The sequence below is a fragment of the Microbulbifer guangxiensis genome (assembly GCF_021729075.1).
GTDB lineage: Bacteria > Pseudomonadota > Gammaproteobacteria > Pseudomonadales > Cellvibrionaceae > Microbulbifer > Microbulbifer guangxiensis.
In genome coordinates this window covers 185,668-199,774 of sequence record NZ_JAJSAQ010000003.1, presented here as the reverse complement: position 1 = coordinate 199,774, position 14,107 = coordinate 185,668, and the positions used below count along the sequence as shown (strand labels likewise).

Below are 14,107 nucleotides of genomic sequence, written 5' to 3'. Positions count from 1 at the left end.
CCAGAGCTTGACCAAAAGGTCAAACTTTGGTAGCATTTTTGGATCGCCGATTTAACTGGCAACTTGCGGGCGATTCAAAAATTCAGCTAAAGCGCTAATGGAAGCCGCAGCTTTCAGGCGTGATGTTGCCTTGATTTTCCTCAGATCAAGGAGCCATCTATGTATCTCGCGAATCAATCACTCTTCTTGCCTCAGCACACCCACGTCCGCAACAAAGCCCCCAGCTTGGCTGCCCGCGAACCGGAAAAACCTCGATTCAACAGCGCGCACTCTCTTTTTGCCCCCTAAGTAATCCACCGAGCAGCCCTAGAGTCTGCCGATATCACTTTGTAGCCGCGATCCTCAAGCGCTCGCGCCACATGGCAAACATCGAAGAGCAATGATGCCATTGCTTCCTTCGGATTTTCATACTTAGTGTCCGACTATTGAGCCTGACAATGGGAAAAAGCCTATGGATCTACCAATTTCTTTTTCAAAACCAATCACTGACTTCGACGTAAAGAAACTGCATCAACTCAACTGGGAGTGGATTTGTTGGCTTAGAACTCTCCGCCAAAAACTTGAAAACGGGGAATCACTAAACGACGGCATACTGATGGAGTCAGCCATCGAGTATTTTTCTAAATTCCAAAGAAAAGATGGCTTCATCAACCTCTCGGATAGCTATGCAATGCCTAGCGACGCCCGCGTCGACTTCATCTACATTCCGACAGTTGTAGCTTGCTCTATCGTTAATCTTCTCGGATCCACTAACCGTCAACCTCAGGCTGAGAGATTTCTTAAGAAGACTTTGCCCGCTACGGCAGGCCGTAACTTTCGTGGCTCCGGGTATGATGGTAGTAAATATATGGCTTTTTTTATCGAACTTTTCGCGTGGGGAAATCTGCTACCTACTCTCATCAATAGTGAACTGACGAACCTCAGTTTTCATAAGACGTTATTCAATTGCTATAGAGATTTTACTCAAGAGGTCCTGAACCCCAAGGAAAAGCGCTCCTGGGGCGACATCAACACTACCTGGGCATCCCATTGCCTCCAACTGATGAACAGTGAATGTAATAACTGGCCCCTGCTCCAATCATCACCAATATGGCCAGAATTTGCGCGATTGTTTGAATATCGTGATCTGGTTACCACAATGAATTCAGGGCAAGAAAATGAGTGATCACTTTGTCGCGGTTTATGGCTCCCTGAAGAAAGGGTTCTATAACCACCCTATTCTGGCAGGCAGTGACTATATAGGGACCTACAAGACGGAAAACCGATACACCATGGTTGATCTAACCTACTTCCCTGGCGTTGTTGAGAGGGGAGCTACATGCATCCACGTGGAAGTATATAGCGCCGCGAAGACAACCATGACGGAGCTGGACATTCTTGAGGGACACCCGACATTTTTTTGTCGAAAGCTTCGCTGGATTGAGGGCTTTGGAAATGCTTGGCTCTATCTGCTCCCAGAAAAACAACTGGTTGACGCCAACAACCTTACCAAAGTAATCGCTTCTGGGTATTGGGAGGCACCTCTTTAGCTCTCTGGTTCTTTAAACGATCGCACACGTATTACTTCCAAGGCAGGAACTCAATGAAGATTAAGACTGAAGAAGAATATATTCGAGCTACCGGATCCCTCTTGTCCCTGTGCAAACAAGAGAGAACAACGGAAGAGGAGACTCAATATATCGAACTTTGGCACTCAATTTCAGAATACGAAGACAACACATTTAATATGTCAGCACTGACTGACATCATCAAAGAAAGACATCTATATGGTCCCCTTCCCGGGGACGAAGACTATCCAGATCCCCCAAGCCTTAAAGAATGGGAATGGAATCTATGTCGACTAGAAGACCGGGCTCACTATATAGCATCACTCAATAGTGATGTTGACTAACAACACAACCGCCGAAGTGCCGATTTTCGTTGATCTTTTTCAGCCTCTTTATGCTAAGTGAAGCTACCTAAATATGATTATTCATATCCCTCACTCATCGACGTTTATTCCGCCTAGGGAAAGAGATTCATTACTGCTTGATCAAGCCGACCTGGAGCATGAACTTTTACGCTTAACAGACTGGTATACAGATGAGCTTTTCGACATTCCTGGGGCTTACTCTGTGTGCTATCCAGTGAGCCGTATCATTACAGACCCTGAGCGATTTGAGGACGATAGCGACGAAACTGCAGCGCAATATGGATTTGGCGCCATCTACACCAAAACGACTGGTGGGGCTAACTTACGTGACCACGCAGACGAAAGCCGGCACGATTTATTAGAAAGATACTATCGGCCGCACCATCGCAAGCTCAGCGAGGCTGTCACCAGAGAACTAAAAAAGGCTGGTGTGGCACTGATAATCGATGCTCACAGCTATCCCCAGGATCCGTTACCCTTCGAACCGCCACGGTACCACAACAACCGAGTTGATGTGTGCATCGGGACCGATAGCTTCCATACGCCAAGGAAGCTCTCTGAAGCTCTTTTGGAATCCTTCAGAGCAAAAGGCTATAGAGCCAGTATCAACGTGCCATTTTCAGGCTCTATTGTTCCCGAGCAATACTACAACAAGAACCCTAAGGTTAAGTCTGTAATGATTGAAATCAATCGGGATCTATATCTCTTAAAAGATTCCTCTGAAAAAAACAGCCATTTTAATCAATTGAAAGAAGACGTTTCCGAAATCTTGAGGGCAATCGTTTAAGGAAAATGGAATGGACAAGATCAATGTAAGAGAGTTCTACATATAGAATTCACAATACAATTTCCGATAATTTAACTATTTATTTATCAATTATTGTTTACGCTCTCTCGATCACCAAAGTTGGTGAGTTCAGATAAGATTTTCCCAAGGTCCTCCGCTGCCTCGTCTGAACACTTCTTAAAGTTGAACTCCTCCTCAGTCCCATAGAGCAAATTTTGATCTATGGTAAGCTCCTTCTGTTCATCGCAATAGTCTGCCACTTCAAGTGCAACAATTGCTGAAGCCATTGCGGCTGTCCCTGCCAACGGAACAACGCTCAGTGCTCCGGCGCCCAACCGCTTAGGTGCCCGTTTCAGCATTTTTTTTGTCGTGCGAGCCTTTTTATCATTATGTCGCTTTTTCATCTTATCAAGTAGCAGCTGCGAGGCTTGAAGCTTTTGAAGCTGTGACGCAGATACGACTGCCAAGTTAAATAGGCCCAATATTGAATTGATAGTCAGAGACACGACAAGTGAAACAATAGATAAAAAGGCCAAGAGTGATAAAATTACTTTTTTTATTGAAATCAAGGAACCTGCTCCCACCGTTTAATCTAAACCCATTGTATGTATCACAGATAATAGAGACATAACCGATCAGAGCTCTCCGGCGTACAATAAATGTCCTAGCTAAATTCGTTCAGTTGGATTGACTTCATATCGTGAAATTTCATTGATCCAAGTCGATCTTATGGGAGAGTTCCTCCGCCAAAACGCGAGCTTCATCAAGTTCCTCACCAGATAAGCGTCCCAATATAATTTTTTTTCCCTCATTGGCATCCTCATAACCAGCTTCCGCGCTCAAAGTAAGCCAGGCGTAAGCAATGACATTGCTCTTATCTACACCCTTACCGGTAGCATAATTTAAGCCCAGCGCATATTGAGCTTCCATTACACCTCCCTCGGCCGCACGCTTATACCAGACCATTGCTTGCGTTATGTCCCTCTTTATACCCTCGCCATGCTCGAGGGATACCGCCAAGTTATATTGTGCATCGAAATGCCCTTGATCAGCAGCAAGCTGATACCAGCTTACAGCTTTCTCAGCATCCCTTTTTACACCTTTGCCTAAATCATAGTTAACACCCAAATTGTACTGCGCACCCGGGTGCCCCTGATGGCCTGCAAGCAAGTACCATTTCAGCGCTTCGGCATAATTTTTATCAACACCTTCTCCCTCATCGTAAATGAAACCGAGAGCATACTGTGCATTAGCATCTCCGCTTTGAGCAGCCTTTCGATACCATTTACTAGCTTCGGCACGATCCTGAGCTATGCCTTTCCCAGTGAAATAGCATTCCGCTAAATTATATTGCGCTTCAGGATGGCCTTGTTTCGCTGCTAAAAGAAACCAATTCGCCGCCTTTTCAGCATTCTTCGGAACGCCAAGTCCGTCATAGTATAGTGCGCCAAGATTATTTTGGGCGTTGGCATAACCCTGACCCGCAGATAGCTGGTACCAACTAAAGGCTTCCTCTTCATCTTTCTCTACTCCCTGGCCGTAGTCATAACTTAATGCCAAGTTATATTGTGCTAAAGCATCGCCTTGGTTTGCTGCAAGTCGATACCATTTCACAGCCTCGCTATGATTTTTCGGCACCCCTTCACCAACATCATAACTAATGCCTAGATTGTATTGGGCACTAACATGGCCTTGATCTGCAGCTAAAAGGTACCACTTTACTGCCTCCGCGGGATCTCTTTCGACTCCCTCGCCATTGGCATAGATGATTCCCAAACTGAATTGAGCTTCACGACTACCATTTTCCGCTGCTAATCGGTACCACGCCAAGGATTCATCTATATCTTTGTATGTACCAAGCCCTTCGCCGTACATAACTCCAAGGGCATATTGAGATTCTACCTCTCCTTTTAACGCGGCACGCCTATGCCAGTAAAAAGCAGCGCCATAATCTTTCTCAACACCTAATCCCTGAGAATAAATGACACCGAGATTAAAATAAGCATCTACATCTCCCTTCAGAGCTAATTCTCTCCACTCAGAGAGAGAGATCTCTGAGGCGGCGGCCACTTCAGTATTGCCACTCGCTATCTCCGCCGAAGCTACGCCCTGTGATAATAGAGCTGGCAATATTATCACGGACAAAAAACTGTTAATTTTATTTATAAAATTCATCCCCACATTTCGTCCCTTTTTTTTATTTTTCATTAAAGTCACCTTTTATGGAACTTATTACAATAATGAGAACACTTTCCGCTCAGCCTGAATGGCTACCTGACCTTTGAGGCGCTCCATCTGCGGATTCTGGGTAATGATTTCGGGGTAGGATGCGTTGATGGGGGCACTGGCACTCGCCATGCCACTAATGCCCCACGATCCCACATTGCCGACTCTCGGCACATACTCTGTGACGATCTCGAAGGGTATTTCCACCCTGCTCACACAGTCTTCCAAGGAGGACCGCCAGAAGGTGAAAGGGAAACGCGTCTTGCCCAGGAGAATCCAGACCGTCTGTATGGCGGGGGTCCCCGGGCTTAACAGGATATGCCGCTCAGTGGCTAATTTTTGAGCCAGTCTCGAAAGAACCGCCTCGGCGGCTTGGTGGATCTCCCCGAAGTTCACGGGTGAGGAGAGGCTACAGTTGGTGGCCGTTGCGGCAGCAAGGCTTCTCACTACCAGCCATTCCAGGTAGGGGACCACATCGAGCTGCGGATAGTTATGTAGTAGCTCCACACGGTCAAAGCACTGGCTCGCCAGTGTCTGCGCTACAGGCTCAAGCTGCTGCCAACCTTGCTGCACTGCCGCCAGGTCTTTACCCCCAAACCAGCTGACTAAAACTTGTTCAACTGCCAACTCGCTCCCCCATCCCAGGCGATTCCGATCCTCAGATCGTGGTGCCTTTTTTATTTTTTATCAGCCAAATAACTTTGTGATCTTAATCACATTAGGCTCTGGATTGAACCGGTTTGTGCCCTATTGTAATTGGATATAACTAGTCCGGCCCTAGTAATACACCAAATTCGAGTTTTCCGGCGCCTCCCCAGGAAACTGCCCAATTGGACTGACAGACAAAAGGGGATACCCCCTGGGGAAAATTCTGGGGAAAAATTTTTAGAGAATGGGTTTCTGGGAAGCGAAAAACTGCCGCAGGCTTAACTGCCGTAAATCGCATAGGGGTCGATCCCCCTATATGCCACCCTACCCCCCTTTAGGGGTACCGAAGATATGTAGTTTCGGTACCTGTCCCGGGGTGGTCTGAAACCCGCATGGAATGGTCGGATAAGTAAGTGAATTCTGGTGGTATTTCGGTACCCCTGTGATTTCCATACCAGAAACCCTGCCAACAGGTGACGGGACGAAGCTGCGGCGCTAACAGGCGAAGTTCTGGGTTAAATCCGAGGCAGGGTTACCCTTCGTTTCACTCTGGGGGTAACTGGCGTTTTGGGTAGATAATGACCAAAATTTGACTAAAGGGTTTATTGATCAAATCAGTATGAAACTACTGGTGCAATCCTGACGCCCGCCCCTCTTCTAGCCTCCTGAAAAGCTCTTCACGGCTGTTTATGCCCTAGAGGGGCGGGTGATGTGTCACTATACAAAGCGTTTGAGAGAGCTCCTGCGGGCCGTGTAGCAATAGTTTAGATATTACCTACTCGATGGATTGCAGTATCTGGACCCTTTCGATCAAAAACGATCAAAAATAGCCAGGATTTGCATAGAATATTTGGCTTGGAATCAGGCTATCTTTCGCTGACATCGTGTTGTATTAAGTGAACTAAACTACCTTTTCGGAACTGCATATCCTCAGCCTAATTGAGGCTAGATGAAATAACTCAGGACACAAAGATCAGAGCCTGCCGATGGAACCTCCAAAGGCGATGTCACCCTCTCCAATGATACCTATTGAGTTTTGTGCAGCATCAAAGCTTATTGACCAATTTTCAAATAACTTCGTTATGTACTTAGCAAGCGCACAATCGCCTTTATCGTAATACTCCTGGACAGAAAATCCTTTATGGATATCCGTAACTGTCTTTGAGCTGAACTGGCTTACAGGATATTTTGACAGACGAAAGCGCACGAGATCTTCAAATTGCTGTCTGCTTTGTACTAGTCCGTGCGGGTCTGCAATAATTGCGTGAAAGTGCACTGTCCCATTGGACTGCAGCTCCTTGGAAACGATACCCGTCAAAAACTGCTTTTTCTTGTAGAATCTGCGTTTTAGGCGACCCATCACCTCCCATAACAGTCGCTTTAGCGTTACTTCTGCTTGACGCTCAGTGGTTCCTTCCCGGAAGGTCAGTGTAAGATGAATCTTGTTTGGCTGCATCTTGATGAAATCAATGATTCCTTGTCGATATTCTTGTTTCATGAATTCCCATAGTGATTCTTTTAGATATAACTTCCCCAACAAGACTTAACTTGATTCCGCCTGAAATATCCTCGATTGCATGCTGATTCCGGAAAATCACGTTCACAGTCGTTGCGGGCTATTACATCTATTTATACGGGAGATAGCCCTCGTCTAGGAAAAACCCTCCAAACTGGGACACTTCGCAATAAATCGGTACTAGAGTTCTGAATTTCGCAATTAAAATGGCATATTGGGCACAAAACTGGGTATCTATGCTGCTCCGATCACTTTTACCCTTGTTCATTTACACGATGGCGGGAGGCGAACTGTTTTTATAACCGTATAGTTTTTAAGAATAATTCAGAATTGAAGTCACTGAGTCTGCCCCCCAAAGATTGTCAATGCGGGCAAAACCCCTCCGAGGGGTTGAGGTCTTGTGACTCCCTACTGATGAGCTGGAAAGGTGTCCAGGATGATGGGCACTGGTAGGATGAATCGCGGGGAACTGGTGCTGGTAGCGGCCACGCCAGTCATTTTCCAATCATCGCCTACTTGCCGAGCAGAGCGTAGTTCTTTTTCCGATACATGTCCTGCTTCATCATTTTCTTTTGCTCCCAATCAGAGCCGAACTTCTCGTATACATCGTTTACTCTATTTGCGCAGATCTGCCCCAGTATGAAATCTACAGAGGGACCACTGGTCAGGTTCCAAATAACGGCCACTTTGGGCTTGAAATCATTCACGTATCCATCGTGGTAGGCGTTGACGTAACCAATGAACTCTCGCCCAGCTCCAAAACCTAACATGAATAGGCGCCCCGCTTCCCCATCATCAGGCGCGAGCAAGGCGCATTCAAAGGCGCTCAAAGTCAGATAGCAATTTCGTATCTGTTTTTCTCGGATTCAGCGAAGGCGTGTTCGCTTAGGTAAAGAGAAAGCACGATGAAAAGCTTCGTTGCAAAGCTCCTAGAGGCTCGGTCTCTCATCTAGTAGTTGATGCGATCAGGTCTCCCTTTTGCCCTAAGTTTGCGCCTTTTCCCGGTTTTAGAAAACTATTACTAACCGATATTTAAACAGCGCCCCTCGCGGTACGAGCTGACCGCGAATAAAACACGTGCACTGCTTGTCAGAAAACCTCGGTGCTATTTGGTTAGGTTAGCTATTTTGGGGAATTCTCACTCAAACTCATCTCTCTCGGTGACTATGGTTGCAATGGCAGCAGACAAGGTGGCAATGCTTCCTATCGTCATTTGAATCGAATGCCCTACAGAACGATCTTGATTTAGCCACTCAAAAAGCAGACCAATTACTATAAGTACCCCGAGAGCAGTAACCATTACAGAGGCGGTAATAAGTTTTCCTCTAGGGGCAAGATGTAGTGTTATGAGTGCATACAGCCATCCGAACGCAGCCGATGAAATCACAGGGAGTATATATAAATAATACCAACCATCTTCTTGAAAGCCGCCCTGCATCTTTAATCCAAACCATTGCATCAATGTAAGAAGGAATGCACCAATGGTAGCGCCGATAAATGCAGCAAACGGCAGCAATGGCCATATCCACCAACGGGATGAACTAGGCTGAACCTTATGGTAGTAATCCATGAGCGAGTCCTCCATTTTCCTCTGAGTGCACAACTTTCCTCACATAGTGACTGCTCATAAGCTTTCGCATGTAAACAACCGGGCGTCGGAGCCCCTCGGCCTGGTAGACGTTTGCGCGAACCATCACTATTGCCATCCCTTCCTAGGTATTATCGACTCTCGCAGAAAAAAGTCCATTAACCCAATTCCAAAAGAATATATATGGAAGGAAAATAAAACTCCATAGCTTCTTCGCGAACCCAGCTATGATCGCGATAAGACCAGCGCTAGCAGACTTTACGCCTTTAGAGCTGCTCCCCGCTTTCTAGCCCGCCCAGCTTCTGGCAATGATCATCAACAATGAGGGAGATTGACATCAAGAATCGATTCACCCAAGAGCGGATCACCTGGATCCTGCAGGAGGCAAAGGCCAGCAGCCCGCTCAAAGAGCTCTGCCGCAAGTACAGCACGTCGGATGCCCCCATCTATACTGGTGCAAGAAGTATGGCGGTATATAGGTTGCGGAACCGTGCCGCCTCAAGGCACTTGAAGAAGAAAATGCCCGTCTGAAGAAGATGTTGAACGAGTCCATGCTTGATCATGAGGCTCCAAGGCTGCCCTCAACTGAAAGAACTAGCCGTCGGGGACAAGCCTGAGGCCGTGCATACCATGCAGTCGGAGACGACCATCTCGGAGCGCAAAGCCTGTTCACTGGTCTTGTTATCCCGCGCAGCGATACGATATCAGTGTCAGAATGTCCCTTAAGCAGAGCTGGCCGCGCCCATCAAGGCAATCACTCTGGAGTGAATCCGCTTCGGCTACCGCGGGGTGCATCAGATGCTTCGGTAAGAGAGGCTAAAGGTTAACCACATGAAGGTCTACCGGCTGTACGTCGAGGCCGGGCTCGCAGCGCGCGATAGCTCAAACGTAAGAGCGTTATGGTCGAACCTCAGACCCTTGAGCTTCCAGAAGCTCCTGATAAAGTCTGGTCAATCAACTTCGTAATGGATGCCGAAGCCAACGGCGGACGTATCAAATGCCTAAATATTGTCGAAGACTTCGCCAATTAGTGCGACGACATCCCCGGGGCAGCGCATCTCTGGGCATCAGGTGGCGCGCACGCTGGAAGCTATAGCTGCATTCCGGGGCTACCCAAAGCCGATCAGGACCGACTAGGGGGGCGGAGTTCACCGTATTGGCCTGGATTAGCAGGACTATGAGAATGGAGTAAAACTGAAAATAATTCAGCTTTGACCGCGGAATCAGAACGGCTGCATCGAGAGCTACAACGACAAATTCCGCGATGAACGCCTAAATGAGCACTGGATCAGCGTCTTGTTGCATGCGCGGGAGATCATCAGCGCATGGAGGCAGGATTACAACGAGCTGCGGCCACACTCATCACTTGGTTACAAGACTCCGGCTGAGTTTGCTGCCGCGCTGAGGCAGGATAAAAAAGAATCAACCACCACGGACATTACTAAGTCGCGGTTGGATTGAAGATTGGGGGCAGGTCAGTGCAACCTTGTGCTCAACAAAGCTAAACGGAAGAATCTTTTGGGTTTTAGATTTAGCAAAAGTATAAAAATCGGCCAAGGCATTCGAATTAATATTGGAAAGCGAGGAAGTAGCATTTCATTTGGGCGACCAGGTGCGACAATAAATGTCACAAAAAAAGGAACGCGAACAACTGTAGGAATACCTGGAGCAGGGGTTTCTCAAAGTAAATACAGTAAGCACCGATCTAGCGAAGAACATCAGCAATCAAGCGGGGGGAGGGGAGCTTTACTAATATCGCTGATAGCAATAGGACTTATATTAATATTTGTTTTCTGATATCAAACCAGTAAGCATGATAAACTTTTATTATTTGAACTATTTATGATTTAAGAAGCAACTAGTCTCAAAAATTAAATAAAATACGAATAAAACCCCACACATATTTTTTACTCCTATAATTACTTGAAGGGCGACAGAGAGATAACTGAATAAGATCCCATTATGTCTACTGCGCCCCAAGCAAAAATTAAATATAACTGCGAACAAACGTTGAAAGAGTTTCCTTTAATCCTCGATCCGGTGTCGACTCACCGATTGAGTGGAACTTCCATTCACTTCCCTTTTTATATAATTTACCCATTACCATAGAAACCTTACCTGCGAACGTCGAGTCATTAGCTAAGTCGAATGTCGCGAAAACACTTTCTACGGAAGTCGGCGTACCCTCATAAATACGAATACTCGCGAACGGAATATCCTTAAAATCATGCCCCCGGAAACTGTTTAGCACAAATGCTATACAGGAAGCGGCTGGGTTTATCTTTGTTAAATCAACAGTAATAATTTCATTATCGAGTCCATCATCACCGTCCATATCTCCGGTCAAATCATCACCGCTATGCTGAACAGCGCGACATTTAGACTTTAGCTGCCCAAAGTAGATCGCATCAAGAAGGTTGCCACTGCCATCAAAAATACCGACAGAAGCATCTAGATCTACCGCCTCTTTCTTGACTCCACCGAAAAAACCTTTTTTAGTAATGGCACCCCAATTCACACCAACGCATACGTGTGTCAAAGCAGTTCCATTCTTTTCCAGCGAAATTCGCTGTCCTTTTTGCAGAGAAATAGCCATTGTGAAGCTCCTTTTTTGTTGTTACTCAACCAATCTTTCGCGAGAGCGATCGAAACACATAAAAATATTCAGTCAACAGTTAAAATTAGAAGACACCCAAGCACTTAAACATGACTCACTAATGCCAATGTGCGCCTCGCCCAAGTACGATGACACGTTCTCTCCATCATTTGGCCATTCATTAAGAACACGGCGCTAGCATCATTTGCAGAAATTGCCCTAGCTTGCTCCATGTGAATCTTTGCATACTGCGTATATAACTCTTCGATAACCTGTAACTGACACGGATGAATTGCTGTTTTAGCAAACATTCCGTAGCTAATATCACGTGCGACTTCATCTGCCAGGGTGGCACGATCATCGATAAAGTCAAACACTGGCGCAGAAATTTCATATCCCACTGGCCTAAATGTTAACAACAGCTGATCAATAATAGAACGTAAAGGCGTATCGTATGCACTTATTCCAGGCAAACGTTTAAGTCCCATTAGGTTAAGCAGATCATTCCCACCAATTCGTAAACAAATTATCCTAGATTTAATTTGATTTAAAATGTCACGAATTTTAGGTAAAACGAGAGGATCAAGAATCTGCTCTGTTTCAAGAGTGGGCATTAGTGAAAATCGCTTTTTGGCCTTGTGCAAAACACTCAAATAATTTGGTAACGAGTGTAGGTCACACTTGGGAAGAACAAAACCGTTAACCTTTTCTATCCCGGGCATTAACAGAATTTTTTCCAGAACTACGGAATTTCTTGGCCTGATAAAACGAAGGAATTCTTTATTTGGTTTAAATAAATACAAGGCATTGGCAAGATTCTCAAGAGCTATACCCAACTCTTGCGGATTTACAGAGTCTTCGGTGCAGTACACCATGCTACGCGCTCCCAACCCACGCTGGAAAATACGCTCAAGGTTTGGGTGTGTGCATGGTGTATATAAAGTCGCCCCCAATGAAAAATAATCAGCCGTCATTTTCCAGCCGCCTCCACCACAACATCTTTGATGAGTGCACAGGCTCCAAAAGGCATCTCAGGCATCTCAAGGTAAGGTATTTTCTTTTCATCACACAGTCGTATGAGATGCTTTATATCTCCGGAAAGCCTATTTTTTACAAGCAACAGATCAGGTATACGACGAAGTAATACACGTGTCGCTTCTGCGATACCTGGCTTTATCCGATTTTCATCGGAAACTTGATAGCGTGATTTGAGAGCATTGAGAAATGACTGTGTCATCCTCCGGCGCTCTCTGTTTGAAACAAAAGATTGAGCATTATATTTGATAGGTCTAAAGCAATCGCTGATCTCATCAACAAACCAAAGCGATAGATCCGCCTTCCTGAGGTGGTCATACCTTACACAACCATGAAAGTCATCATCTCTTATTTGCTCATTTAAAATTGATCTTGACACCAATCCCGAAATGGTTGAGTTCATCAACGCACTAGGTATCGTGTAATCAGTACTGCCTGCAGAAAAATCAGCACAGCCTCCGATATCAGATATTACAAAAAGCTCACTTGGCACACAGGTGCCGCGACTTTCATTGTAGTTTTTTATGCTCTTACGCAACTCCGATGCGATAACACCTTTTGCCGTCCACCCATCAATGAATACGATAGAATTAGTTTTATGTCCCTGTTTCAGTATGAAATCTAAAGCATTTTCATCAATGCCACGATCGCGCACAATACTAATACTGTAATGCGTGCTTTTCTTTTTATAATGATGCATTAATGCTCTTTTTAACAACACTCCAATGGGAGTGCCTGCTCGAGCAAGTGAAACTAAGCAGACGGCATCACTGACACGTTGATCTATGATTGAGGCAAGTAGTGTAACCTCATCTGCAAGCCGCTGCTTATACTGTTGAGTCAACTCAAAAAATAGACTGGTATATTCTGAGCTAGGTATATTTTCCTTATGTATTATCTCTGAATAATGTAATTTTCCGCGTTGAATCAAAGTCTCTTTATCTTCTACAGTATGATATTCTGTTTTTATAGGCTTCAGTAAGAAAAGGCAGTCTTCCGCGGGGTAGCTACCGAGAATAGGTTTCTTATTTGACGTACTCAAAGGAATCCCCTATCAATTTGGCTTCCGATTGGGAACATTCCGAAATGAGTTTCTCGTAAAAAAGGGAAATCAGTAATGCTATCACCCAATCCAATAACGAGATCATTAGCACTAAGCTTCAATTCATTAATTACAAATCGTACTGCACACTCTTTAGATGCATAAGGAGCTAACAATGCTAAATTGTTGCCATTAGAATGCACCCGAAATCCACTTGGTAAAGCCGTTGCTATTTCATTTTTTAAAATCATCAGCAAACTTTCAGCATGGTCATAATTGTCAGCTTTGATGCTTACGTATGCGACAATTCCATGCTCAGAGATCACGCGAGAACGCAAACGCAACGATAAACTTGTAATGAGTGATTGAACTTTAGTAAGTGCGCTTTTTAATTTTCGACCCCAATCCTCCAAATCGTAGTTATCAAGGAGATAATCACGCCAAGGTTCATAAAGCCGACCACCACAATCAGAGACGATCGCTCCATGAGATAAAATACGCAACCCTGAAAACAAATCCGGATTCAGGACATGGCGATCAAATGCAGCCTGATTTCTTCCTGTTACTGGAATTATCGAAGCCCCTTGACTAGAAAACAAACTTATTAGAGCTGATTGTTGTGATGTTAAAAATGATTGGGGAACCCCTTTCTTGTCTAGCGCAGCCGGTGCCGTGCGAAGTCCAGGGGGTAGTTTTTTTTGTGTTTGGAACAGCGTATCGTCAAGATCAGTAAACACGTAAATTTTGCTTGTGCCTA

The 14,107-nt window shown here is 45.4% G+C and carries 15 protein-coding genes and 1 pseudogene; 6 read left to right on the top strand and 10 right to left on the bottom strand.

Going from position 1 to position 14,107, the window contains the following annotated elements; all coding sequences use genetic code 11:
* Positions 1 to 451: 451 nt before the first annotated feature.
* The 4 genes from LVD12_RS07890 to LVD12_RS07875 all read left to right on the top strand — a co-directional run bounded on the left by LVD12_RS07890 (position 452) and on the right by LVD12_RS07875 (position 2,699).
* On the top strand, positions 452 to 1,165 hold the full coding sequence (locus tag LVD12_RS07890) for a hypothetical protein (protein WP_237067162.1): 714 nt from the start codon (positions 452 to 454) through the stop codon (positions 1,163 to 1,165).
* The gene (locus LVD12_RS07885; protein ID WP_237067161.1) at positions 1,158 to 1,529 is read left to right on the top strand and encodes a gamma-glutamylcyclotransferase family protein; all 372 of its coding nucleotides are present in this window, start codon (positions 1,158 to 1,160) and stop codon (positions 1,527 to 1,529) included. Before LVD12_RS07890 ends, LVD12_RS07885 begins: the two co-directional genes overlap by 8 nt.
* Positions 1,530 to 1,582: 53 nt before the next feature.
* On the top strand, positions 1,583 to 1,891 hold the full coding sequence (locus tag LVD12_RS07880; RefSeq protein ID WP_237067160.1) for a hypothetical protein: 309 nt from the start codon (positions 1,583 to 1,585) through the stop codon (positions 1,889 to 1,891).
* A gap of 73 nt (positions 1,892 to 1,964) precedes the next feature.
* A complete protein-coding gene (locus LVD12_RS07875; protein WP_237067159.1) occupies positions 1,965 to 2,699 on the top strand; it encodes an N-formylglutamate amidohydrolase in 735 nt (244 codons plus the stop codon).
* Positions 2,700 to 2,785: 86 nt separating this feature from the next.
* Here LVD12_RS07875 and LVD12_RS07870 read toward each other — a convergent pair whose 3' ends face one another.
* The 6 genes from LVD12_RS07870 to LVD12_RS07845 all read right to left on the bottom strand — a co-directional run bounded on the left by LVD12_RS07870 (position 2,786) and on the right by LVD12_RS07845 (position 8,659).
* Positions 2,786 to 3,268: a hypothetical protein gene (locus tag LVD12_RS07870; protein WP_237067158.1), complete on the bottom strand. Its 483-nt coding sequence runs from the start codon at positions 3,266 to 3,268 to the stop codon at positions 2,786 to 2,788.
* 139 nt (positions 3,269 to 3,407) lie between these two features.
* Positions 3,408 to 4,907 (bottom strand): tetratricopeptide repeat protein, encoded by a 1,500-nt coding sequence (locus LVD12_RS07865; RefSeq protein WP_237067157.1) that lies wholly within the window; start codon positions 4,905 to 4,907, stop codon positions 3,408 to 3,410.
* Positions 4,908 to 4,931: 24 nt separating this feature from the next.
* The gene (locus LVD12_RS07860) at positions 4,932 to 5,552 is read right to left on the bottom strand and encodes a hypothetical protein (protein ID WP_237067156.1); all 621 of its coding nucleotides are present in this window, start codon (positions 5,550 to 5,552) and stop codon (positions 4,932 to 4,934) included.
* 994 nt (positions 5,553 to 6,546) lie between these two features.
* Complete coding sequence (locus LVD12_RS07855; RefSeq protein WP_237067155.1) at positions 6,547 to 7,071, bottom strand: rolling circle replication-associated protein; 525 nt, start codon at positions 7,069 to 7,071, stop codon at positions 6,547 to 6,549.
* Between the two features lie 530 nt (positions 7,072 to 7,601).
* Entirely contained in the window at positions 7,602 to 7,919 is a 318-nt protein-coding gene (locus LVD12_RS07850) for a hypothetical protein (RefSeq protein ID WP_237067154.1), read from the bottom strand.
* 308 nt (positions 7,920 to 8,227) lie between these two features.
* Positions 8,228 to 8,659, bottom strand: coding sequence for a hypothetical protein (locus LVD12_RS07845; protein WP_237067153.1), 432 nt, complete (start codon positions 8,657 to 8,659; stop codon positions 8,228 to 8,230).
* A gap of 354 nt (positions 8,660 to 9,013) precedes the next feature.
* Here LVD12_RS07845 and LVD12_RS07840 point away from each other — a divergent pair.
* Together LVD12_RS07840 and LVD12_RS16255 are read left to right on the top strand one after the other, a co-directional pair.
* A pseudogene (locus tag LVD12_RS07840) lies at positions 9,014 to 10,138 on the top strand (IS3 family transposase).
* A gap of 27 nt (positions 10,139 to 10,165) precedes the next feature.
* Positions 10,166 to 10,474 carry a DUF4236 domain-containing protein gene (locus LVD12_RS16255; RefSeq protein ID WP_369413372.1) on the top strand — a complete coding sequence of 103 codons (309 nt, stop codon included), beginning with the start codon at positions 10,166 to 10,168 and terminating at the stop codon, positions 10,472 to 10,474.
* Positions 10,475 to 10,664: 190 nt separating this feature from the next.
* Here the strand turns inward: LVD12_RS16255 and LVD12_RS07835 are convergent, their stop codons facing one another.
* The 4 genes from LVD12_RS07835 to LVD12_RS07820 all read right to left on the bottom strand — a co-directional run bounded on the left by LVD12_RS07835 (position 10,665) and on the right by LVD12_RS07820 (position 14,087).
* A complete protein-coding gene (locus tag LVD12_RS07835) occupies positions 10,665 to 11,273 on the bottom strand; it encodes a TerD family protein (protein WP_237067152.1) in 609 nt (202 codons plus the stop codon).
* A gap of 104 nt (positions 11,274 to 11,377) precedes the next feature.
* On the bottom strand, positions 11,378 to 12,247 hold the full coding sequence (locus LVD12_RS07830; protein WP_237067151.1) for an HpcH/HpaI aldolase/citrate lyase family protein: 870 nt from the start codon (positions 12,245 to 12,247) through the stop codon (positions 11,378 to 11,380).
* Entirely contained in the window at positions 12,244 to 13,350 is a 1,107-nt protein-coding gene (locus LVD12_RS07825) for a cysteine protease StiP family protein (RefSeq protein ID WP_237067150.1), read from the bottom strand. The genes LVD12_RS07830 and LVD12_RS07825 overlap by 4 nt, the downstream gene beginning before the upstream one ends.
* Positions 13,347 to 14,087 carry an HAD family hydrolase gene (locus LVD12_RS07820; RefSeq protein ID WP_237067149.1) on the bottom strand — a complete coding sequence of 247 codons (741 nt, stop codon included), beginning with the start codon at positions 14,085 to 14,087 and terminating at the stop codon, positions 13,347 to 13,349. The genes LVD12_RS07825 and LVD12_RS07820 overlap by 4 nt, the downstream gene beginning before the upstream one ends.
* Positions 14,088 to 14,107: the final 20 nt, after the last annotated feature.